Origin of the sequence: Nocardiopsis sp. NRRL B-16309, from assembly GCF_001279585.1 — a bacterium.
Taxonomy (GTDB): domain Bacteria; phylum Actinomycetota; class Actinomycetes; order Streptosporangiales; family Streptosporangiaceae; genus Nocardiopsis.
The window spans coordinates 37,320-55,977 of sequence record NZ_LGEC01000072.1 but is presented as its reverse complement, the minus strand read 5'-3'; the positions used below and the strand labels follow the sequence as shown (position 1 = coordinate 55,977).

General features: G+C 73.8%; 22 protein-coding genes. 13 read left to right on the top strand and 9 right to left on the bottom strand.

The annotated features are described in order from the left end of the window. Positions 1-7 precede the first annotated feature (7 nt). Positions 8-649 (top strand): bifunctional 2-polyprenyl-6-hydroxyphenol methylase/3-demethylubiquinol 3-O-methyltransferase UbiG, encoded by a 642-nt coding sequence (locus ADL05_RS13935; protein ID WP_053617377.1) that lies wholly within the window; start codon positions 8-10, stop codon positions 647-649. A gap of 50 nt (positions 650-699) precedes the next feature. Here the strand turns inward: ADL05_RS13935 and ADL05_RS13930 are convergent, their stop codons facing one another. Next, positions 700-1,497 (bottom strand): class I SAM-dependent methyltransferase, encoded by a 798-nt coding sequence (locus ADL05_RS13930; RefSeq protein WP_053617376.1) that lies wholly within the window; start codon positions 1,495-1,497, stop codon positions 700-702. A 227-nt stretch (positions 1,498-1,724) separates the two neighbouring features. Between ADL05_RS13930 and ADL05_RS13925 the strand changes: the two genes are divergently transcribed. Beyond that, positions 1,725-2,207 (top strand): VOC family protein, encoded by a 483-nt coding sequence (locus tag ADL05_RS13925; RefSeq protein WP_053617375.1) that lies wholly within the window; start codon positions 1,725-1,727, stop codon positions 2,205-2,207. Positions 2,208-2,247: 40 nt separating this feature from the next. Here ADL05_RS13925 and ADL05_RS13920 read toward each other — a convergent pair whose 3' ends face one another. Continuing rightward, the gene (locus tag ADL05_RS13920; RefSeq protein ID WP_053617374.1) at positions 2,248-2,973 is read right to left on the bottom strand and encodes a (2Fe-2S)-binding protein; all 726 of its coding nucleotides are present in this window, start codon (positions 2,971-2,973) and stop codon (positions 2,248-2,250) included. A gap of 248 nt (positions 2,974-3,221) precedes the next feature. On the opposite strand from ADL05_RS13920, the gene ADL05_RS13915 reads away from it, so the two are divergent. From ADL05_RS13915 to ADL05_RS13905, 3 genes are read left to right on the top strand one after another with little or no spacing between them, the layout of a single operon-like run. Next, the gene (locus ADL05_RS13915; RefSeq protein WP_053617446.1) at positions 3,222-4,484 is read left to right on the top strand and encodes a sensor histidine kinase; all 1,263 of its coding nucleotides are present in this window, start codon (positions 3,222-3,224) and stop codon (positions 4,482-4,484) included. Next, complete coding sequence (locus ADL05_RS13910) at positions 4,472-5,182, top strand: response regulator transcription factor (RefSeq protein WP_053617373.1); 711 nt, start codon at positions 4,472-4,474, stop codon at positions 5,180-5,182. The genes ADL05_RS13915 and ADL05_RS13910 overlap by 13 nt, the downstream gene beginning before the upstream one ends. A 44-nt stretch (positions 5,183-5,226) precedes the next feature. After that, positions 5,227-6,195, top strand: a complete 969-nt coding sequence (locus ADL05_RS13905) for a DUF4097 family beta strand repeat-containing protein (protein WP_053617372.1) — start codon at positions 5,227-5,229, stop codon at positions 6,193-6,195. Positions 6,196-6,338: 143 nt separating this feature from the next. On the opposite strand, the gene ADL05_RS13900 is transcribed toward ADL05_RS13905, so the two are convergent. Then, complete coding sequence (locus tag ADL05_RS13900) at positions 6,339-6,722, bottom strand: hypothetical protein (protein ID WP_053617371.1); 384 nt, start codon at positions 6,720-6,722, stop codon at positions 6,339-6,341. A 125-nt stretch (positions 6,723-6,847) separates the two neighbouring features. Between ADL05_RS13900 and ADL05_RS13895 the strand changes: the two genes are divergently transcribed. Beyond that, positions 6,848-7,864 carry a Gfo/Idh/MocA family protein gene (locus ADL05_RS13895; protein WP_053617370.1) on the top strand — a complete coding sequence of 339 codons (1,017 nt, stop codon included), beginning with the start codon at positions 6,848-6,850 and terminating at the stop codon, positions 7,862-7,864. On the opposite strand, the gene ADL05_RS13890 is transcribed toward ADL05_RS13895, so the two are convergent. Next, positions 7,842-8,756 (bottom strand): GNAT family N-acetyltransferase, encoded by a 915-nt coding sequence (locus tag ADL05_RS13890; RefSeq protein ID WP_053617445.1) that lies wholly within the window; start codon positions 8,754-8,756, stop codon positions 7,842-7,844. The genes ADL05_RS13895 and ADL05_RS13890 overlap by 23 nt on opposite strands. A gap of 145 nt (positions 8,757-8,901) precedes the next feature. On the opposite strand from ADL05_RS13890, the gene ADL05_RS13885 reads away from it, so the two are divergent. Next, positions 8,902-9,477: a Uma2 family endonuclease gene (locus ADL05_RS13885; protein WP_053617369.1), complete on the top strand. Its 576-nt coding sequence runs from the start codon at positions 8,902-8,904 to the stop codon at positions 9,475-9,477. Here the strand turns inward: ADL05_RS13885 and ADL05_RS13880 are convergent. Continuing rightward, entirely contained in the window at positions 9,464-10,441 is a 978-nt protein-coding gene (locus tag ADL05_RS13880; protein ID WP_053617368.1) for a YafY family protein, read from the bottom strand. The two genes, ADL05_RS13885 and ADL05_RS13880, sit on opposite strands and share 14 nt — an antisense overlap. A gap of 40 nt (positions 10,442-10,481) precedes the next feature. Beyond that, positions 10,482-11,639: an MFS transporter gene (locus tag ADL05_RS13875; protein WP_053617367.1), complete on the bottom strand. Its 1,158-nt coding sequence runs from the start codon at positions 11,637-11,639 to the stop codon at positions 10,482-10,484. Positions 11,640-11,696: 57 nt separating this feature from the next. Between ADL05_RS13875 and ADL05_RS13870 the strand changes: the two genes are divergently transcribed. Beyond that, positions 11,697-12,242, top strand: a complete 546-nt coding sequence (locus ADL05_RS13870) for a CGNR zinc finger domain-containing protein (protein WP_053617444.1) — start codon at positions 11,697-11,699, stop codon at positions 12,240-12,242. Positions 12,243-12,251: 9 nt separating this feature from the next. Here ADL05_RS13870 and ADL05_RS13865 read toward each other — a convergent pair whose 3' ends face one another. Beyond that, complete coding sequence (locus ADL05_RS13865) at positions 12,252-12,653, bottom strand: RidA family protein (protein ID WP_053617366.1); 402 nt, start codon at positions 12,651-12,653, stop codon at positions 12,252-12,254. Positions 12,654-12,783: 130 nt separating this feature from the next. On the opposite strand from ADL05_RS13865, the gene ADL05_RS13860 reads away from it, so the two are divergent. Continuing rightward, positions 12,784-12,987, top strand: coding sequence for a hypothetical protein (locus tag ADL05_RS13860; RefSeq protein ID WP_053617365.1), 204 nt, complete (start codon positions 12,784-12,786; stop codon positions 12,985-12,987). Positions 12,988-12,995: 8 nt separating this feature from the next. After that, a complete protein-coding gene (locus ADL05_RS32440; protein WP_053617364.1) occupies positions 12,996-13,562 on the top strand; it encodes a Clp protease N-terminal domain-containing protein in 567 nt (188 codons plus the stop codon). A 104-nt stretch (positions 13,563-13,666) separates the two neighbouring features. Here the strand turns inward: ADL05_RS32440 and ddaH are convergent, their stop codons facing one another. Further along, the gene (gene ddaH, locus ADL05_RS13850) at positions 13,667-14,500 is read right to left on the bottom strand and encodes a dimethylargininase (protein ID WP_053617363.1); all 834 of its coding nucleotides are present in this window, start codon (positions 14,498-14,500) and stop codon (positions 13,667-13,669) included. A 122-nt stretch (positions 14,501-14,622) separates the two neighbouring features. Here ddaH and ADL05_RS13845 point away from each other — a divergent pair, with 122 nt between their 5' ends. Together ADL05_RS13845 and ADL05_RS13840 are read left to right on the top strand one after the other, a co-directional pair. Next, on the top strand, positions 14,623-15,762 hold the full coding sequence (locus tag ADL05_RS13845) for an FAD-binding oxidoreductase (protein ID WP_053617362.1): 1,140 nt from the start codon (positions 14,623-14,625) through the stop codon (positions 15,760-15,762). 116 nt (positions 15,763-15,878) lie between these two features. Beyond that, positions 15,879-16,751, top strand: coding sequence for a siderophore-interacting protein (locus tag ADL05_RS13840; protein ID WP_231640742.1), 873 nt, complete (start codon positions 15,879-15,881; stop codon positions 16,749-16,751). 81 nt (positions 16,752-16,832) lie between these two features. On the opposite strand, the gene ADL05_RS13835 is transcribed toward ADL05_RS13840, so the two are convergent. Further along, positions 16,833-17,372, bottom strand: a complete 540-nt coding sequence (locus tag ADL05_RS13835) for a PadR family transcriptional regulator (RefSeq protein ID WP_053617361.1) — start codon at positions 17,370-17,372, stop codon at positions 16,833-16,835. Positions 17,373-17,448: 76 nt separating this feature from the next. Here ADL05_RS13835 and ADL05_RS13830 point away from each other — a divergent pair, with 76 nt between their 5' ends. Beyond that, positions 17,449-18,627, top strand: coding sequence for a serine hydrolase (locus ADL05_RS13830; protein ID WP_053617360.1), 1,179 nt, complete (start codon positions 17,449-17,451; stop codon positions 18,625-18,627). Positions 18,628-18,658: the final 31 nt, after the last annotated feature.

The following is an 18,658-nucleotide window of genomic DNA, read 5'->3' as shown; positions in this document are numbered from 1 at the left end:
GACCGCGATGCCCGAGGAGTTCAGCCGCGCCTACTGGGAGCAGCGCTACGAGGGGCACGGCCACGGCCATGGGCAGCCCTTCCACGGGAGGGCTCCCAACGCTCAGCTGGTGGCCGAGACCGGGGACCTGCCTCCCGGAACGGCGTTGGACGCGGGCGCGGGCGAGGGGACCGAGGCCCTCTGGCTCGCCTCGCGCGGCTGGCGCGTGACGGCGGTGGACATCGCCGAGGGCGCGCTGGAGCGTGCGCGCCGCCACGCCGCCGGCCTGGACCGCGATGTCGCCGACCGGATCGCGTGGGTCCGGGCCGACCTGACCGACTGGACACCCCGGGAGCGCTTCGACCTGGTGTGCAGCCACTACGCGCACCCGCAGGGCCCGCCCCAGGAGCTGTACCGCCGCCTGGGCGAGGCGGTCGCGCCGTGCGGCACGCTCCTGGTGGTCGGCCACCACCCGTCGGACCGGCACTCGCGGGCTCCGCACGCCGGGGTGGCAGGCGCCCACGTCACGGCGGAGGAGATCGCGCGGGCCCTGGACCCGCGCGAGTGGGAGGTGGTCACCGCCGAGACCAGGTCCCGCACGGTCACCGTCGCGGACGGGCGGGAGGTCGCCATGAGCGACGCCGTCCTGCGCGCCCGCAGGCACGGCTGACCCGTGGGGCCTCCCGGGGAGCGGTTCGGCCCAGGGAGGTCCCACGACTTTCAGACCCGGCACACGATGGCGCCGCGGGGCACCGCGAACACGCCGTCGGGGTCCTCGCTCCAGGCGGTCCACCCGGCCGAGATGCGCTCCAGGTCCTCGCGGGTGGCGAAACCCTCGGCGACCGCCTGGCGGCCCATGTCCGACTCCAGGATGCGCGTGGCCCACATCCGGCCCCACCAGGCGCGGCGCTCGGGAGCGGAGTGGTTCCACACCTCCGTCGTGTAGGTCACGTCGGTGAACCCGGCCCGGCGGGCCCAGGCGACCATGCGGCGGCCGGCGTCGGGCTCGCCGCCGTTGGCGCGGGCGACCCGCTGGTACAGGTCCATCCACTCCCGGATCTCGGGCAGCAGCGGGTACCAGTACATGGCCGAGTAGTCGCTGTCGCAGGCCGCGACGATCCCGCCGGGGGCCGCGACCCTGCGCATCTCGGCCAGCGCCCGCACCGGGTCGGCCACGTGCTGCAGCACCTGGTGGGCGTGCACGATGTCGAAGGAGCCGTCGGGCAGGTCCAGATCGTGCACGTCGGCGACCCGGAAGTCGATGGCGTCGTTGCCCGCCTCGCGTGCGGTATCGCGGGCCAGTTCGACGGCCTCGGGGGAGGAGTCGACCGCCGTGACGGGGCCGGGGGCCACGCGGGCCGCCAGGTCGGCGGTGATGCTGCCGGGTCCGCAGCCCACGTCGAGCAGGGAACGGCCGGGCACCATCTCGTCCAGCACGTAGGCGGCGGAGTTCTCCGCGTTGCGCCAGCGGTAGGAGTCGGTCACCGAGCGGTGCTGGCCGTGGGTGTAGCGGGACATGGGGTCCGTCCTCGTCGTTGGGGGTCACACGTTCCGACGCCTGCGACGATACACCTTCATCTCTATTATTGAGATCTGGTTCTCATCATATGAGACGCCAATCGAGTCGGGTCAAGATGCGGTGGGCCGTCGGGAAAATCCGGGTGGCCGATGAGTTCCGGGGGTCGCGCGAGTCAGTCCGGGCGAGGAACGTGGTGGGCAGACACCTACAACCCAAGGACGAGACCATGGCCGAGTTCAGCAGGATCACGCCCTGCCTGTGGTTCGACACGAGGGCCGAGGAGGCCGCGGAGTTCTACGTCGGGGTGTTCGAGAACTCCCGCGTCCTGGAGACGACCTACTTCGGCCCCGGCGGCATGCGCCCGGCCGACATGGTGCTGACCGTGGAGTTCGAGCTGGACGGCCAGGCGTTCACCGCGCTCAACGGCGGCCCGGAGTTCACCTTCGACGAGGCGGTGTCCTTCCAGATCGCCTGCGCCGACCAGAAGGAGGTCGACTACTACTGGGAGCGGCTCACCGAGGGCGGCCAGGAGAGCCAGTGCGGGTGGCTCAAGGACCGCTTCGGCGTCTCCTGGCAGGTGGTGCCCGCCGAGGTGATGGAGATGACACGGGACACCGACCCCGAGCGGCGGCGCCGGACGACCGAGGCGCTGCTGAAGATGGGCAGGATCGACATCGACACGCTCCGCCGCGCCGCCCAGGGAAGCTGACCGGCACCGGGGCGGGGCCGCCCGCCCCGCCCCGGATCCCTCAGTCGCGCAGGGCGCAGTCGCCGCACAGGCCGCCCCCGGGCAGCCGGTAGTACAGGCAGCAGGTGCTGCGCCGGAACACCGCGAGCCCTGCGGCGTCCACACCCCGGTAGCCGCCGGTGCCCGCCAGGGCCGGCCGGGCCAGCAGGTCCCGTGCCACGGACTCGGCGGCGGCGCGCACCCCGGGGCGGTCCGCCCCCAGGGCCCGGACGGCTCCGGCCAGCGCCGCGGCCGTGTTCCCCCGCAGCAGCCCCGGCGCCACCCGTCCGGCCGCCGTCAGCGACTCCGCCACGCGGGCCGCCGCCCCCGTGACCACGGTCGCGTGGACCCAGTCCGCGACACCCGCCGTACCCCCGCGTACGCGCGGCGCCCTCCGCTGGCGGGTGACCGGCTCGACCGGGGCGCCCGGACGCCAGCCGAAGGCCCGCGCGTCCAGCAGGACGCCGTGGCACAGCCCGGCGGCCAGCACCGGGGCCAGCAGCCGGGTGGCCAGCCCCTGGTGGAACAGCGAGGCGGCCACCCGCCACTCCACCGACGCGGGGCCGCCCCCCGACGCCGCTGCCAGGCGCTCGCGCACGTGCGCCACCTGCCTGGCGGCCTCCTCGGCCGTGCAGTCGGCCACCGGGCGCAGCCCCGGCTCCCCGGCCCGCACGCCCACGCGGAAGAACGGGTTGATCCGGCCCACGTCGTCCAGGACCGGCCCCACCGGCACACCCGCCGCATCCATGTCCGTCCCCTCCCTCGTCGCCGCCCCGGTGCCCGGTAGTGCTCACACCACCACGACCTCTCGTGGTGATGACCTCGTCCCGCGGGGCCGGGAAATCCTAGATTGGACAGGTGACCGAACAGAACACCGGCGGCGGCGTGCGGAGCACGGGAGGCAGGGCCCTCCCGCGGCTCTTCTCCGCCCTGCCCCGGGTGACCGTCGATCACGGCCCCACCTGGAAGGCGCGGTCGATCGAGGTCCTGCACCTCATGACCTCCCTGGCCCTGGCCCTGTTCTACCTCGTGCCGGGTTTCATCCTCGTGGTGTCGGCGACCTGGATCGGGCTCACGATCGCCACGCCCTGGCAGGAGGCCCTGCCCATCCGGGTCTGGCACGAGCTCGTGGTGGACGTGGTCGTCTTCGTCGTCCTCATGCCGCCGGCGGCCACCCTGACCGCCAGGCTGGGCTGCGCCGTGCAGCGCAGACGGCTGGGCACGGTGTTCGGGATCGTGGAGAGCGGTGCGCCCGACCCGCTGGCCGACGACACCCCGCTGCTGCGGACCTGGCGCTTCGTGTTCGGCCGCGATGCCTGGTCGATGGTCGCCTACACCACGATCGCCGGCCTCCACGGGCTGCTGGCCGGCGGCCTGGTCGTGGTCCTGGTGGTGTGCGGCGCGGCGTCCGCGGCCGCGGCGCTGCTCGGCCTCGCCTTCGTCCTCCTCCTGGGCAGCGCGGCCGACCTGGTCGGCCCGCTCCTGCTGGTCTTGGTCGGCGCGCTCGCCGCCCTGGTGGGACTGCGGCTGACGCCGTACCTGGTCGCCACCGAGGTCCTGCTGCACCGCGTGCTGCTCTTCGACGCGCCCGAGGTCCGCGTGCGCCGCCGGCTCATGCACCTGCAGAACAGTCGGCTGCGGATGGTCGACGCCGCCGAGGCCGAGCGCACCCGGATCGAGCGCGACCTCCACGACGGAGCGCAGCAGCGCCTGCTCGCGCTGACCATGACCCTGACCCGGGCCCGCGCGCGCGTGGCCTCTGACCCCGCACAGGCGCTGGAGCTGATCACCGAGGCGCAGCGGGAGTCCAAGGAGGTCATGGACGAGCTGCGCCAGGTCGCCCGCGGCCTGCACCCCCGGGTCCTGACCGACCACGGCCTGGCCTCGGCCCTGCCGGTGGCGGCCGGTCGCGCACCCGTCCCCGTCCGGGTCGACATCGACCTGGAGGAGCGCCCCTCCCCCCGCGCCGAGGCGGTCGCCTACTACGCGGCGTGCGAGGCGCTCAACAACGTCACCAAACACGCGCGGGCCCACGAGGTCACGATCGCCGCCGAGCGGGTGCGCGGTGCCGCTCGCGGGCGCCGCGACCTCCTGCGGCTCACCGTCACCGACGACGGCGTGGGCGGCGCCGACCCCGAGTCCGGAACCGGCCTGTACGGGCTGTGGGACCGCCTGGACGCCGTCGACGGCACCCTGAGCGTGCACAGCCCCGCGGGCGGCGGAACCGTCCTGACCGCAGACATCCCATGGGAGGCATGACCGTGCACAGCGTGTCGAGCACGCAGGAGCAAGCGGCCGGGCCGCGCGTCATCATCGCCGAGGACTCGGTCCTGCTGCGCAGCGGCATGGCGCGGCTGCTGGAGGACTCGGGGGTCCGGATCGTCGACCAGGTCGGCGACGCCGAGGCCCTTCTGGCGTCCGTGGAGGAGCACCCGGACGTCGACCTGTGCCTGGTCGACATCCGGATGCCGCCCACGTTCTCCGAGGAGGGCATCCAGGCGGGCGTGCGGATCCGCCGGGAGCACCCCGAGGTGGCCGTGCTGCTGCTGTCCCAGCACGTGGTGAGCCGCTACGCCGCCGACCTGCTGGGCGGGGGGTCCACGAAGGTCGGCTACCTGCTCAAGGACCGCGTCGCCGACATCGACGAGTTCCTGGCCGTGCTCAAGCGCGTGGCCGGAGGCGGCGCCGCGATCGACCCCGAGGTGGTCACGCAGCTGCTCAGCCGCCGCCGCGACAGCGCCCTGGAGCGCCTCTCGCCCCGGGAGGCCGAGGTCCTGGGGGTCATGGCCGAGGGGTTGAACAACGCGGGCATCGCGGCGCGGCTCACCGTCACCGAGCGGGCCGTGGAGAAGCACATCCGCTCCATCTTCACCAAGCTCGACCTGGGCCAGGACGACCACGACCACCGCAGGGTGCAGGCGGTCCTGCGCTACCTGCGCGGCTCCGACCAGCCGTGACCGACGACCAGTCAGGAGGCGCGAGCCTTCGGGAGAGGAACGAAGTGACTTTCAAGGCACGGGGCCTGTACGCCTCGTCGAGCAAGGAGCCCCGCCGGTCCCGCGTGGGACTGTGGCTGCTCCTGGGGCTGGTCCTCGTGGCCGCCGTGGGAGCCGTGACCGCCGTCGCGGTCCTGGGCCGGGTCGGGCTGGACCGGGGAAGCCAGGTCGAGACCTTCGACGCGCCCACCGAGGTGGTGATCGAGAACGGGACCGACGGCGCGGTGGAGGTCACCGGCGGCAGCGGTCCGGAGATGGTCCTGGAACGGCAGATGCACGGCTCACCGCTGAAGGAGCCCGTGGACGAGGTCGAGGAGGACGAGGGGCGGGTGGACGTGGAGGCGCACTGTGAGGGCGTCCCGTTCATCGGCCAGTGCGCGGTGGACTACACGGTCGCCGTCCCCGAGGGCACGGCCGTCTCCGTCGAGACCCGCAGCGGACCGATCACCGTCAGCAACGTGGACGGCGAGCTCGAACTGTCCACCACCAGCGGAAGCGTGGACGTGGACGGCAACGCCGGGGACGTGGAGGTGGAGTCGACCGCCGGCGCGGTGGAACTGGCCGGTGTGGAGGGCTCGGCGGACGTCGAGACCACCAGCGGATCGGTCACCGCCGCGGGCGCGGGCGCGAGCCTGGACGTGTCCACGGTCTCGGGCAGCCTCGACCTGTCGGAGTTCGAGGCCGACGCGGTGGAGGCCGAGTCCACCAGCGGCAGCGTGTCCGTGGGCGGGGGGTTCACCACGGCCGAGGTGTCCACCACCTCGGGCAACATCGAGGTCGCCACCGAGGACGCCTTCGACCTGCTCTCCCTGGACTCCGTCAGCGGCAACAGCAGCGTGGAGGTCCCCGACGGCACCTACCGGGTCACCGGCGAGTCCGTCTCCGGCAGCCGTTCCGTCGACGTGGACACCTCGCCCGACGCGGAGGCGCACATCGACGCCAACACCGTCAGCGGGACGCTCACGGTGGACTGACCGGAACCGGCGCGGGGGCGTGGGCGTCCGAACCGCTGTGGGGCCGTCCGTGACCGCGGACGGCCCCACAGCCCGAGTCACGTGGCGCGGGTGACGACTGGTCGCGGGAACGGCGCCTGCACCGGCAAGGACGAGGCAGGGACTCAGCCGCGCTCGAAGCGCAGTGCCGCCCAGTCCGAGTCGATCGGCACCTGGACGGTGCCGCGCCAGCCGGCGTCCACGAGCAGGTCCCACCCCTTGTCCGCGGCCAGGTCGGTGATGATGGTGCCCCCGCGCTGGGGGTAGCAGATCCACAGGCGGGTGCGCGGGCCCATGACCTCCCACACCCGGGGTGTCTCCCGGTCGACCGTCCCCCGGTCCAGGGCGAACAGGTGGACGTCGTCGTACTCGGCGCCCTCGATGGGGCCGAGGTCGATGTGGATGTCGGGCGGCGGTTCGAGCAGCCGCAGGTAGCGTTCGGGCGCGTTGAGGATGAGCAGCCGGTCGCCGGGCTGCACTCCCATTCTCTGGGCGAGCGTGTCCGACATTCCTCCTCCTTCGGTCCCGCGCGTGCGGCTTTCGCGTCTCCCCGACACCGTACGGTCCAAGGGACGGGAAACCGAGGACCAGGTCCGCCTCGACCCCGACATGACCGTCTTTTTAGGATGCCTCCATGACACATGACAACGGTGGACCGCGCTGGGGCGTAATCGGCACCGGCGGGATCGCCCACTCCTTCCTCGAGGGCCTGCGGGCCTCCTCCTCGTCCCGCGCCACGGCGGTGGGTTCACGGACCCTGGCGCGGGCCGAGGAGTTCGCCGACGCCTGGGACGTACCCGGCCGCTTCGGCAGCTACGAGGAACTGGCGCACAGCCCCGACGTGGACGTGGTCTACATCGCCACCCCCCACCCCTGGCACCACGAGGCCGCGCTGCTGTGCCTGGAGGCCGGCAAGCACGTGCTGGTCGAGAAGCCCATGGCGATGAACGCCCTCCAGGTGTCGCAGATGGTCGAGGCCGCCCAGGAGAACGACCGCTTCCTCATGGAGGCGATGTGGACGCGCTACCTGCCGCTGTACCGCCGGGTGCGGGGGCTGGTCGCCGACGGGGCGATCGGCGAGGTGGGATGGATCTCGGCCGAGTTCGGCTTCAACGCCCCCTACGACCCCGACCACCGGCTCTTCAACGCCGCCCTCGGCGGCGGCGCGCTGCTGGACCTGGGCGTGTACCCGCTGGCCCTGGCCTCGCACTTCCTGGGCGAGCTGACCGTGGTGGGCGCCACCCGCGAGCTCTCGCCCGACCGCATGGTCGACGTCACGACCACGGTGCTCGTGCGCGGGCAGGACGGCGGCACCGCGAGCGTGTCGTGCGCCTCACGCCGGACCCTGCCCAACCGGGCCGTGCTGGCCGGGTCGCGGGGCTGGGTGGAGATGCCGACGTTCTGGGCCGGCACCGAGGCCGTCCTGCACCGCGACGGCCACGAACCCGAAGCCCTGCACGAGCCGTTCCGCGCCAACGGCTACGAGTTCGAGGCCGACGAGGTCGCCCGGTGCCTGGCCGCCGGTGAACGGCAGAGCCCGGACATGCCCTGGTCGGAGAGCCTGCACCTGGCCCGGCTGATGGACCAGGTCCGCGACGTGGGCGGCCTCGTCTACAGCGCGCCCACCGTCAAGGCCGTGCCCCTGGGTTGAGCCCGCCCGCGCCCGCACCGGTGGGCACGCTGCGCCGGACGCCGTCGCGCGTGGTGCCGCGGTGCCGCACTCCGGCCGGGGGGCGGGCCGCGGACCGCCGCGCCAGCGCCCGCCCGGCGAGGATGCGGACCAGGGCGGGCGCGCTGACCCGGGCCACCACCAGCAGGGCGTCCTTGGGTCCGATCTCGCGGGCGAAGTAGGCGTCCAGGTGCTCGTCGCCGCTCTGCGGCCGCACGCCGTAGATGTCGCCGTCGAACATGCGGTAGGCGTCGCGTACGAGGAGGGTGTCGGGGTCCAGGCGCGGGCCGTCGCCCAGCCACGCGGCCGCGTCGCCCGCCAGGCGCCGGACCCGCACGGGGAGGGGCCGCTCGCGGTGCGGGTGCACGCGGTGCCGCCCCAGCCCGTCGCGCCAGGCGGAGTAGACGGCGGGGTGGCGGGTGCGCAGCACCACGTAGGTGGCCGACAGCGGGTGTGCGAGGACCTCGCGGGTCAGGAAGTGGGCCATGAGGGCCGCGGAGAGTCCGAAGCGGCGGTGGGCGGGGACGACGCCGGCGGCGTCCAGGTACAGGGCGCGGCGGGAGGCGAAGCGGCGCCGGTGGTAGCCGCCCCATCCCACGGGGGCGCCGTCGGGGCCCAGGACGAGGGCCAGGGTGGAGATCTGGTCGAAGAACCCGTTGCTGACACGGTTGCGCCAGTAGCCGGAGTGGTCGGCGGCGAAGGCGCGGGCGGCCAGGTCGCGCAGGATGTGGTGGAGGCGGTCGCGGCAGTCGGGGGCGAGGTCGGCGGGGGAGTCCCATCGGGCCAGGCGGTACCCGGGACAGAGGTCGCCGATGACCGGTGGCGCACTGAGACGGTGCAGGTCCGGGTACTGGAGTCGGGTCGGGCTGGGCACGTGCACACCAACTAACGTCACTCTTCGGAACTGAATGACTCCCCAAAGTAGCGCCTTGGGACGTCTACGGGGCGGACTTCGCCCGAACGCGGGTACTCGGCGGCTACCATGAGCGCACTGGTTCTCCCACGATCGGTAGGCAGACATGTGCGCACAGCCCGTCCCGGACTGGCTCATTCCTCCGCCCGAAGGATTCAGAGCCGAGGACCTGGACGCCCTGCCCGACCTGCCCCCACATACCGAACTGATCGACGGGAGCCTCGTCCTCGTGAGTCCGCGGAAGGGCTTTCACAGCACCGCGATCGATCTGCTCGTGATGGGCCTGCGGCGCACGGTCCCTGACCACTACCGCGTGCGGCGCGAGATGACGGTCACCCTCGGCAGCCAGCAGCGCCCGGAGCCGGACCTCATGGTGGTCGACACCTCGGCCGTCGACGAGGAACAGACCAGTTTCGCTCCTGAGTCGGTGACCCTGGCGGCCGAGGTGGTCTCCCCGGAGTCCGTCGCCAGGGACCGCGACCGCAAGCCGGTGCTCTACGCGCGCTCGGGCATCCCGCACTACTGGCGCGTCGAGCAGGGGGACGACGGCCCGGTGGTCTACGTCTACGAACTGGATTCGGCTGGTCCCTGCTACGGCCTTACGGGGATCCACCACAAACGCCTCGCACTCGACGCGCCCTACCCCATCGACATCGACCTCACCGAAATCAGTCGACTCTGAACGGCCCGGCGCCGGACGAGGCCCTCTGGAAGCGGGCGGACAGGCGGGCCATGTGCTCGCGCAGCTCGTCGGGCTCCTCCACCTCCATGTCCAGGTCGAGCATGCCCAGGTAGCAGGCCATGTAGAACAGCGAGTCCCCGGCGCACAACAGCACGCACGAGTGCTCGTCCACCGGCTCGACGCGTCCGTAGTCCGAACCGATCCTGCGCTGCGCCTCCTCCGCGGACACCAGCAGCCGCACCCGCGCCTTGTGCGGCCACATGTGCACGTTCATCCGCTCGGCCAGGTAGGTCGCCACGCCCTGTTCGGGCGGGTCGCGGGGCGGCACGCGCGGACCGGTCAGGGCGAGGGGTTCCATCCGGTCCACGCGGAAGGTCCGCCAGTCGTCGCGGGCGGTGTCCCACGCCACCAGGTACCAGCGCCGGCCCCGCGCGACCAGCCGGTGCGGTTCCACGATCCGGCGCGAGGCGGTGCCGTCGGAGCTCTCGTAGTCGAAGCGCAGGATCTCGCTGTCCCGGCAGGCCGAGGCGACCAGGGTCAGTGTGTCGGAGTCGACCGTGGGCCCGGCGGCGGGCATGGGGACCGTGAACGAGCCCAGCGCGTCCACCCTGCGGCGCAGCCGCGAGGGCAGCACCTGCAGGAGCTTGGCCAGGGCGCGCACGGAGGTCTCCTCGATCCCCGACACCCCGCCCTGCGCTGCCGTGCGCAGGCCCACCGCGACCGCGACGGCCTCCTCGTCGTCCAGGAGCAGCGGGGGCAGTGTGGCCCCCGCGCCCAGCTGGTAGCCGCCCCCGGTCCCCATCGTGGCCTGGATGGGGTAGCCGAGTTCGCGCAGCCGCTCCACGTCGCGGCGCACGGTGCGCGGGCTGACCGCCAGGCGGTCGGAGAGCTCGGCCCCGGGCCAGTCCTTACGGGTCTGGAGCAGGGACAACAGGCGCAACAGGCGTGCTGAGGTCGCTTTCATGGACCGCAGTCTGCCAGGAGTGGAGGACAGACACTGTCCTTCACCCGCGCAGGAGTGCGGTGGCCGCGCCGACCTGCAGCACCGCGGCCACCGCGAGGCAGGCGACCGGCGCGTGCTCGGCGAGCGGGCCGGCCGCCGCGGCCCCGAGCGCGAAGGCCGAGATCTTCAGGCTGGCCCCGGTGGTGAAGACCTGGGCGCGCAGGTGCGCGGGGGACTCGCGGTGGCGCACCCGGAACAGCGCGGTCAGCTGGGGCCCCTCGGCCGCGCCGACCAGGGTGGCGGCCGCCACCAGTCCGAGGGCCGAACCGGCCAGGGCCGCGGCCCCCATGCCCGCCGCCTGCACCAGGAGGCAGACCAGCACCACCGTGTCGGGCCGCGGGGACGGCGCCGCGCGGGTGAGGAGGAGGTTGGCCGCCAGCGAGCACACCGCCATGAGGGACAGCAGCAGCGCGCCGTGCGCCTGGCCGCCCAGGAACCGGTCGCCGAGCCCGGGCAGGCAGACCACGAACATGCCCGAGCCGGCGATGGAGACGACGGTCGCCGCGGTGACCCGTCTGAGCGGAGCGTTGCCCAGGACCGCTCGCACGCCGGCGCGCAGGTCCGACGCCAGGGGAGCGCGGGCGGCGGTGGCGCTGCGCCCGGGCAGGGCCCAGGCCACGGGGACCGCCACGGCGATGAGGGCGACCGCGCCGGCGACCGCCGCGGGAGCGCCCAGCAGCGCGGCCGCCAGGCCCGCCGCGCCGGGGCCGAGGAGGCTCGCGCCGCCGAAGGTCATCGCGTCCAGCGCGCTGGCCCGGGCCAGCCGCTCGGCGGGCACCACACGCGGCAGCTGAGCCGTCCAGCCGCCCGACAGCGCGGGACCGAGCAGGCCGGTCGCCAGGGCCGCGCCCACGACGAGGGGGAGGGGCAGGCGGCCGAGCGCGGCGGCCACGACGGCCAGACCGGCGGCGTAGCCGACCAGGGCCGCCGCCAGCAGCCTCCCGGGGCGGGAGGCCCGGTCCAGGGCGGCGCCCACGAGGGGACCTCCGAGCGCGGCGGTCACGGTGATCCCGGCGAGCAGGGCCGCGCCGGTGGCGACCGATCCGGTGGACGCTGCGCCGAGCAGGAGCACGGCGGGGCCCGACATCTCGTCGCCCGTGCGCGCGGCCAGTGCCCCGGCGGTGGAGCGGAACAGGGAGTGGCGCTGACGCTGTGGCATGGCCGAGACGGTACGAGGGTAACGGGAAAGATCGGAAGAGGCGTTACAGTGGGGACCGTGCCCCCGACGAACGCCATCACCGGCCGCTCGGTCCGCGCCGTCGCCGAGCGCACCGCCGACCTGCTCAACGCCCTGGCCCGCGACGACGTCCGGCCGGAGGAGATCGCCGGGGTCCTGAGCGACCACGGTGAGCACGACCCGGTCGTGACCGTGCACGACGTCGAGTCGATGCGTGTGTCCGCCGACCTGCTCCGCGGGGTCCTGGCGGCCAACGACGCCGCCGAGGCGGCCGGGCGGATCAACGGCGTGCTGGCGCGCGTGGCCCGTCCGCCCCGGCTGACCGACCACGGCGGGACCTCCCACTGGCACGTGCACGTGGACAGCGACGACGACGCCCCGCTGGCGGAGTGGTTCCTGGCCTCCGCCGGGATGGCGCTGGCACTGCTGGTCACCGACCGCCAGCGCCCCCCGGGCGGGCTGTGCGCGTCCCGCGGGTGCGACCGCGCCTTCCTCGACGCGGGCAGCGGGAGCCCCCGCCTGTACTGCTCGCGCCGGTGCGCCACCCGCGAGCGGGTGGCCGCCCACCGGGCCGGCCGGGCGTGAGCGCGTCCGTCAGGCGGTGACGGCGACCGCCTCCACCTCGACGAGCTGGTCGTCGTAGCCCAGGACGGTGACGCCGAGCAGGGTGCTGGGCGCGTCGTGCCCGCCCATGTGGGAGCGCACCGCCTCCCACGCCTCGACCAGGTCGCTCTGCCGCGAGGAGGCGACGTAGACCGTCGTCCTGACGATGTCGCCGAGGTCGGCGCCCGCGCCCCGGAGCGCTTCGCGCAGGTTGCGCATCACCTGGTGCGCCTGGGCGGCGACGTCGCCCGGGGCGACCGTGGCGCCGTCCTCGTCGAGGGGGCAGGCCCCCGCCGCCCACACCACGCGCGAGCCGGGGTCGGCGGTGGCCGCGTAGGCGTACTCCACGTGCTGGGTCAGGGTGTCGCTGCGGATCAGGGTGACCGCGCTCATCGGGCTCCTCGCCGTTGGTCCGGGTCGCGCCCGCGCGGGCGCGCGGGCGTTCCGGTGCAGGCTTTCGCACCCGCCACGGCGCCGTCAATATATTTTGACAGCCGAAGGGTCGTCAACATATATTGACACCATGAACGAGACGCCGACCGACCCCGTCGACCCGGCCACCGGACTGAGGGCCGTCGCCGCCCTGCGCAAGCTCGCCGACCACCTGGAGGCGCTGCACGTGCGCGAAGCCCGCGCCCGGTCCTGGTCGTGGCAGGCCATCGCCGACGTCCTCGGGGTCACCCGCCAAGCGGTGCACCAGAAGCACGCCCCCCGGGCGCGACACTAGGAGGAACCATGTTCGAGCGCTTCACCAAGGACGCGCGCGACACCGTGCGCGACGCGGTCGCCCTGGTGGCGGACCGCGGAGTGGACAAGGTGGCACCGGAACACCTGCTCCTCGCCCTGGCGGCGCAGGAGCAGAGCACGGCGGCACGCCTTCTGCACGAGCACGGCGTCACCGCCGCCGACCTGGAGTCGGGCGGGGCGCAGGCCGGCCCGGCGGGACTCACCGACGAGGAGGTCGACGCGCTCAGGGCGGTGGGCGTGGACACCGACGAGGTCTTCCGCAGGATGCGCGAGTCCTTCGGCCCCGACGCCCTGCGCCCTGACCCGGCGGCCCGCAGGCCCCGCAAGCGCGGACGCCTGGGCGGGACCTTCGACGCCGACGCCAAGAAGGTGCTGGAACTGAGCCTGCGCGAGACCATCGCCCTGGAACAGCGCGGCATCGACACCGGCCACATCCTGCTGGCCCTGCTGCGCCACGGGCTGTCCGCCCCGATGGCCGCGGTGCTGACCCGCCAGGGCCTGACCTACGACGGCGTGCGCGAGCGGGTGCGCGACGCCGGGGACGAAGCCGCCTGACGGCGGCACTCCGCCGATCACGTTCCACGACGGACCGCGACCCACTGCGCGTGCGGGGGCCTCCAGTCTCCGCGCGGGGGAGGAGGCCCCCGTCGTCCCGCGCCTCAGGAGCCGTGCGCCGTGGCGGACGACACCTCCGGCACGTCCGTCCCCCGGTCGCCGAGGTCGGGGACCAGCACGCTCAGGCAGGTCACGCACGCCTCCAGCTTCTCGAACTCGGAGATGTCCACCGGCAGCACGCGCCACCGCTCGGCGGTCAGTTCGTGGATGGTCGCGGGCGCGGACGCGCTGACCAGGACGTCCCGTCCGCCCAGCGGGAGCACGTGGGCGCCGGGTTCCTCCGGCGCCCGCCGCAGCGGCGGCAGCGCGCCGCTGTCCACCAGCTCCGGCAGGCCGATCAGGGTTCCGTCGGGCAGCGCGGTCACGGCCGACTTCAGGTGCAGCACCTCGCGCAGGGCGACGCGCTCCACCTTGCGGCCCAGCGGCGCCAGGAGCGCTTCGAGCTGGTCGGCGCCCGCGGCGTTGGTGCGCCCGCCGAGGCCCACGTACACGGACGCGCCCGCCTGGAGCACGTCGCCGCCCTCCAGGGTGCCCGGTGCGGTGATGTGCTCCACGCGCAGGCCCAGGGCGCGGGCCGCGGCCTCCGCTCCGGCGACCTCCCCGCGCCGCTCGGTTGCTCCGGGCCGGGTCACGACGGCCAGGCCCTCGCACACCACCAGGGTGTCCTCCACGAACACCGAGTCGGGGTGGTCGGGCGCCGGATCCACCTCGTACACCCGCCAGCCGGCCGAGGCGACCGTCTCCTGGAAGATCGCGTACTGGCGCGCGGCCAGTACGGGATCGACCGGGGACCGGGGGATGTGGGTCACGATGCCCTGGTCCAGCGCGGGGCCGGGCCGGCGCATCAGCGCGACCCCGTAGTAGGTGTATCCGTCCACGCGACCTCCAGGGGCGGGGTTGGGGAAGTGCACAACGTATCGCCACTCCTTACCCGGTTCCCGGTTGCGGCACGCGGGTCGTCCGGCTTGTTCCCCGAGCCGGGCCGGGGCAGGGTGGTGGCATGGACGTGATCGTGGTCGGCGGCGGGATCGTAGGGGTGAGCGCGGCGTTCCACCTGACGCGCAGGGGCGTGTCCACGGCGCTGGTGGACGCGGCGCACACCGGACAGGCCACCGGGGCGGGGACGGGGATCGTCTTCCCCTGGCCCTTCCCGTGGGACGCCCCGGCCGTGTGGGACTTCAAGGCGCGCGCGGCCGAGCACTACCCGCGCCTGATGGCCGAGCTCGCCGAGGACGGCCAGGCCACCGGCTACGAGGTGGTCGGCGGGATGTCGGTGGACCGCGAGGGCGACGACGCCGGATACGACCTGATGAGCACGCTGGCGCAGCGGCCGGAGTTCGCGTCGATGGGCCGGGTGGAGCGCCTGGCGCCGGGGGAGCCGCGCGTGCGCTTCCCGCTGGTTCCGGAGCCCTACGGCGGTGTGTACATCGAGGGGATGGCCCGCCTGAACGGCCGCGCGGCCCGGGCCGCCCTGTTCAACGCCGCCGAGGAACGCGGTCTGCGCTACTACAAGGGCGACGCGCGCCTGGCGTGGAACGGGCACCGTGTGACGGGCGTGCACGTGGGGGCGGAGGAGTTGGAGGCGCCGGTGGTCATCGTGGCCGCGGGCGCCTGGTCGGCGGGCCTGGTGGCCGTGGCGGGGGTGAGGCTGCCGGTGTTCCCCGTGCGCGGGCAGATGACGCACTTCGCCCTGCCCGGGAGGGACACCCGGGGCTGGCCGGTGGTGCGCTTCGGTGAACGCGGCTACTTCGTGTCGGCGTTCGGACCGGACCGGGTCGTCACCGGCGGCACGGTGGAGCCGGACGCGGGGTTCGACCGACGGGTGACCGCGTCGGGACTGCTGCACAACCTGGCGACCGCGGTGGAGGTGCTGCCGGGCCTGGGCGAGGCCACCGTGGTCGAGACGCGGGTGGGCTTTCGTCCGGGCACGCACGACGGGCAGCAGCTGCTGGGCGCCGTCGACCGCCTGCCGGGTGTGGTGGTGGCGACCGGGCTGGGGTCGGAGGGGCTGACGTTCGGGCCCTACCAGGGGCTCGTGGCGGCACGGCTGGCGCTGGGGGAGGACGTGGGACTGGACCTGGCGCCGTTCCGCCCGGACCGGCCGGGGCGGGAAGCCGCCCTCACCCGGGAGGAAAAGTGATGCGGATCACCCCCAAAACCGGCTGATCCGATTTGACATTTTCGCGATTCCGCTTGCTAGAACTCTAGTTCTGCCCTTGAGGACAAGCGGCAGGACTTCTATACTGAGGAGTTTTGGTGAGCCAGGAACTGCCGGTCCGCCATCTTCGCGTCGCCTCGTCGCGCCGGATCACACCGCGCATGGTGCGGGTGACCTTCACCGGAGACGGCCTGGCCGGAGCCGCCCTGTCGGGACCCGACCGCCAGGTGAAGCTCTACTTCCCCCGACCGGGCCAGGAGCGCCCGGTCCTGCCCCGCCCCGACGGCGACGTCATGCGCTGGTACGAGGCCTACAACGCGATCCCCGAGGACGAGCGCCCCTGGATGCGCAGTTTCACCGTCCGCGGCCACGACCCGGCGCGGGGCACGCTCGACATCGACTTCGTCGTACACGGTGACTCCGGCCCCGCCACCCGGTGGGCCCGGCACGTGCGCCCCGGCGCGGTCCTGGGCATGTTCGGCCCCTCGGACCTGTTCGCCGTCCCCTTCGACCTGGCAGGGCCCGACCACGTGGTCCTGCTCGGCGACGAGAGCGCGCTCCCGGCCATCGGCACCCTGCTGGAGGCCCTGCCCGATGACACCGCCGCGACCGCCGTCGTCGAGGTCGCCGACGCGGCCGAGGAACAGCCCCTGCCCGAACCCGAGCGCGTCACCCTGCACTGGGTGCACCGCGAGGTCGTGCCGCACGGACAGCGGCTGGTGGAACGGGTCCGCGCCGCGGACCTGCCGACGGAGCGCGTGGCCGTGTGGATCGGCGGCGAGGCGGGCACGGTCCGCACCCTGCGCCGCCACCTGGTCGGGGACCGGGGCATCGGCAAGGCCGTCATCGACTTCACGGGTTACTGGCGCCGGGCGCTGACCCAGGACGACGCGCCCACCTCCGAGGACATGGCCGACGCCCGGGAACTGCTCGCCCGCGCCCGGGCCGACGGCGGTGCCTGGCAGGGGTAGGGCCCACGGGTCCGCACACGGCGGCGGGCCGCTCGCGGGCCGGGGCGTGTCCGGGCGCGTGGCCGGGGCGGAGGCCGGGCCTCAGGGCGCGGGCGACCCGTGCTGGTCGAGGTGCTCGCGGAACCAGTCGATCATGAAGCGCTGAGCGGCGATCCCGTAGTCGAGTGTCGCGCGCTGGTGGACGAAGACGTCGCGGTGCTCCTCGGGGACGTCCACGGTCTCCAGATGGGCGTCGAGCGCCGAGAGCGTGGCGAGGTCGGCCTCCGCGCGCGCCGTGATGCGGCGGAGTACCGGCCCGCGTTCGTCCGGCTCCAACAGGCCGAGGAAGTAGAGCCGGGACAGCGCCGCGGTCTCCAGGTCGGGCCCGGTCGGCTCCTGCGTCATCCACGCGTGCCACTCGGCGCGCCCGGCCCCGGTCACGCGGTACACCTTGCGCCCCCGGCCGCCGGGTTCGACGCTGGCGACCTCGATCGAACCCCGCGCCAGGAGGGTGTCGAGCGCGCGTTTGATGCTGCCCGAGCTGGCGCTGTAGAAGAGCGCGACGCCCTTCTCGAACCCCTTGATGAGGTCGTAGAAGCTCTGCGGGGCGATCAGGAGGAGTCCGAGGATGACGTGGGCCATGGGAGGAGTCTAGCCCCTTGATATCTCGTAGACATGTCTAGTAGACATATAGCTATCGAGGCAAGGAGGCGTTCCCGTGACACCGCCACCGCCCACCAGGACCCGGGCACCCGACAACCGCGTTCCCGACGGCGTCGACGCACGCCTGATGCGTCTGACGGAGAACTTCGTCGCCCGGAACGGCTTCCACCACGCCAACGTCGCCCTGGCCGGCGGTGACGGCACACGGCGCTGGTCCGGTGCCGTCACCGCCGGCACCGGCGACGAGCCGTTGCGCCCCGACACCCCCTTCTTCGTCGCGAGCATCACCAAGCGCTTCATCGTCACGCTGGTCCTGCAGGCGCACGAGCGCGGCGAACTCGACCTCGCGGCGCCGGTCGGCCGCTACCTGTCGCCGGAGACCCTGGCCGGACTCCACGTACTGGGCGGGGTCGACCGGACGCCGGCGATCACGGTGCGCCACCTCGCGAGCCACACCTCCGGCCTGCCGGACCACCTGGACCGGCGCCGCGGCGAACCCGGCCCGATCCGGCTCCTGGCCGCCGGCCGCGACCTCGCCTGGACCTTCGAGGACACGCTGCGCACGACGCGTGAGCGACAGCGCCCGCACTTCGTGCCGCAGGACCCCGCCTCCACCCGGCAGAAGGCCCGCTACTCCGACACCGGCTTCCAACTGCTCATCCGGATCGTGGAGGCGGTCACCGGCCGCACCTACGCCGACCTGCTGACCGAGCGGATCCTCGACCCGCTCGGTCTGGCGCACACCTGGCTGCCGGGAGAGCGGCCCACCGACCCGGCGACTCCGCCGCCCTCCCCTCTGCACGCGAAGCGGCGCCGGGTGGAGGTGCCCGCGCTCATCGAATCCAGCAACGACCTGTTCAGCACCACCGGAGACCTCCTCACCTTCCAGCGGGCGCTGCTGGGCGGCGCGCTCTTCGCCCACGCCCGCACCGTCGGGCTGCTCACCGAACGGCGCAACAGGCTGCGCAACGTTCCGGTCCTGCGCTACGGGCTGGGCACGATGTCCTTCACGGTCGGCCGCCTCGCGACGGCCGGGCGCCGCCCCGTCACGCTCGTCGGCCACTCCGGAGCCACCGGGACCTGGCTCTTCCACTGCCCGGAGCTCGACCTGCACCTGTGCGGCACGATCGACCAGACCAGGGGGCAGGCCCCTCCCTTCCGGCTCATGGCCGGGTGCGTGCACGTGTGGCGCACGGGCGAGGCTCCACCGGCCCGACCCGCCCATCGGTCATGATCGCCATGGGCGGCAGGGGGCCGCTGAGAAG

Bases quoted from the DNA above. Each gene is read 5' to 3' on its own strand.
- ADL05_RS13935 (WP_053617377.1), top strand. From the start codon at position 8: ATGCCCGAGGAGTTCAGCCGCGCCTACTGGGAGCAGCGCTACGAGGGG.
- ADL05_RS13930 (WP_053617376.1), bottom strand. From the start codon at position 1,497: ATGTCCCGCTACACCCACGGCCAGCACCGCTCGGTGACCGACTCCTAC.
- ADL05_RS13925 (WP_053617375.1), top strand. From the start codon at position 1,725: ATGGCCGAGTTCAGCAGGATCACGCCCTGCCTGTGGTTCGACACGAGG.
- ADL05_RS13920 (WP_053617374.1), bottom strand. From the start codon at position 2,973: ATGGATGCGGCGGGTGTGCCGGTGGGGCCGGTCCTGGACGACGTGGGC.
- ADL05_RS13915 (WP_053617446.1), top strand. From the start codon at position 3,222: ATGACCTCCCTGGCCCTGGCCCTGTTCTACCTCGTGCCGGGTTTCATC.
- ADL05_RS13910 (WP_053617373.1), top strand. From the start codon at position 4,472: ATGGGAGGCATGACCGTGCACAGCGTGTCGAGCACGCAGGAGCAAGCG.
- ADL05_RS13900 (WP_053617371.1), bottom strand. From the start codon at position 6,722: ATGTCGGACACGCTCGCCCAGAGAATGGGAGTGCAGCCCGGCGACCGG.
- ADL05_RS13895 (WP_053617370.1), top strand. From the start codon at position 6,848: ATGACACATGACAACGGTGGACCGCGCTGGGGCGTAATCGGCACCGGC.
- ADL05_RS13885 (WP_053617369.1), top strand. From the start codon at position 8,902: ATGTGCGCACAGCCCGTCCCGGACTGGCTCATTCCTCCGCCCGAAGGA.
- ADL05_RS13880 (WP_053617368.1), bottom strand. From the start codon at position 10,441: ATGAAAGCGACCTCAGCACGCCTGTTGCGCCTGTTGTCCCTGCTCCAG.
- ADL05_RS13875 (WP_053617367.1), bottom strand. From the start codon at position 11,639: ATGCCACAGCGTCAGCGCCACTCCCTGTTCCGCTCCACCGCCGGGGCA.
- ADL05_RS13865 (WP_053617366.1), bottom strand. From the start codon at position 12,653: ATGAGCGCGGTCACCCTGATCCGCAGCGACACCCTGACCCAGCACGTG.
- ADL05_RS13860 (WP_053617365.1), top strand. From the start codon at position 12,784: ATGAACGAGACGCCGACCGACCCCGTCGACCCGGCCACCGGACTGAGG.
- ADL05_RS32440 (WP_053617364.1), top strand. From the start codon at position 12,996: ATGTTCGAGCGCTTCACCAAGGACGCGCGCGACACCGTGCGCGACGCG.
- ADL05_RS13845 (WP_053617362.1), top strand. From the start codon at position 14,623: ATGGACGTGATCGTGGTCGGCGGCGGGATCGTAGGGGTGAGCGCGGCG.
- ADL05_RS13835 (WP_053617361.1), bottom strand. From the start codon at position 17,372: ATGGCCCACGTCATCCTCGGACTCCTCCTGATCGCCCCGCAGAGCTTC.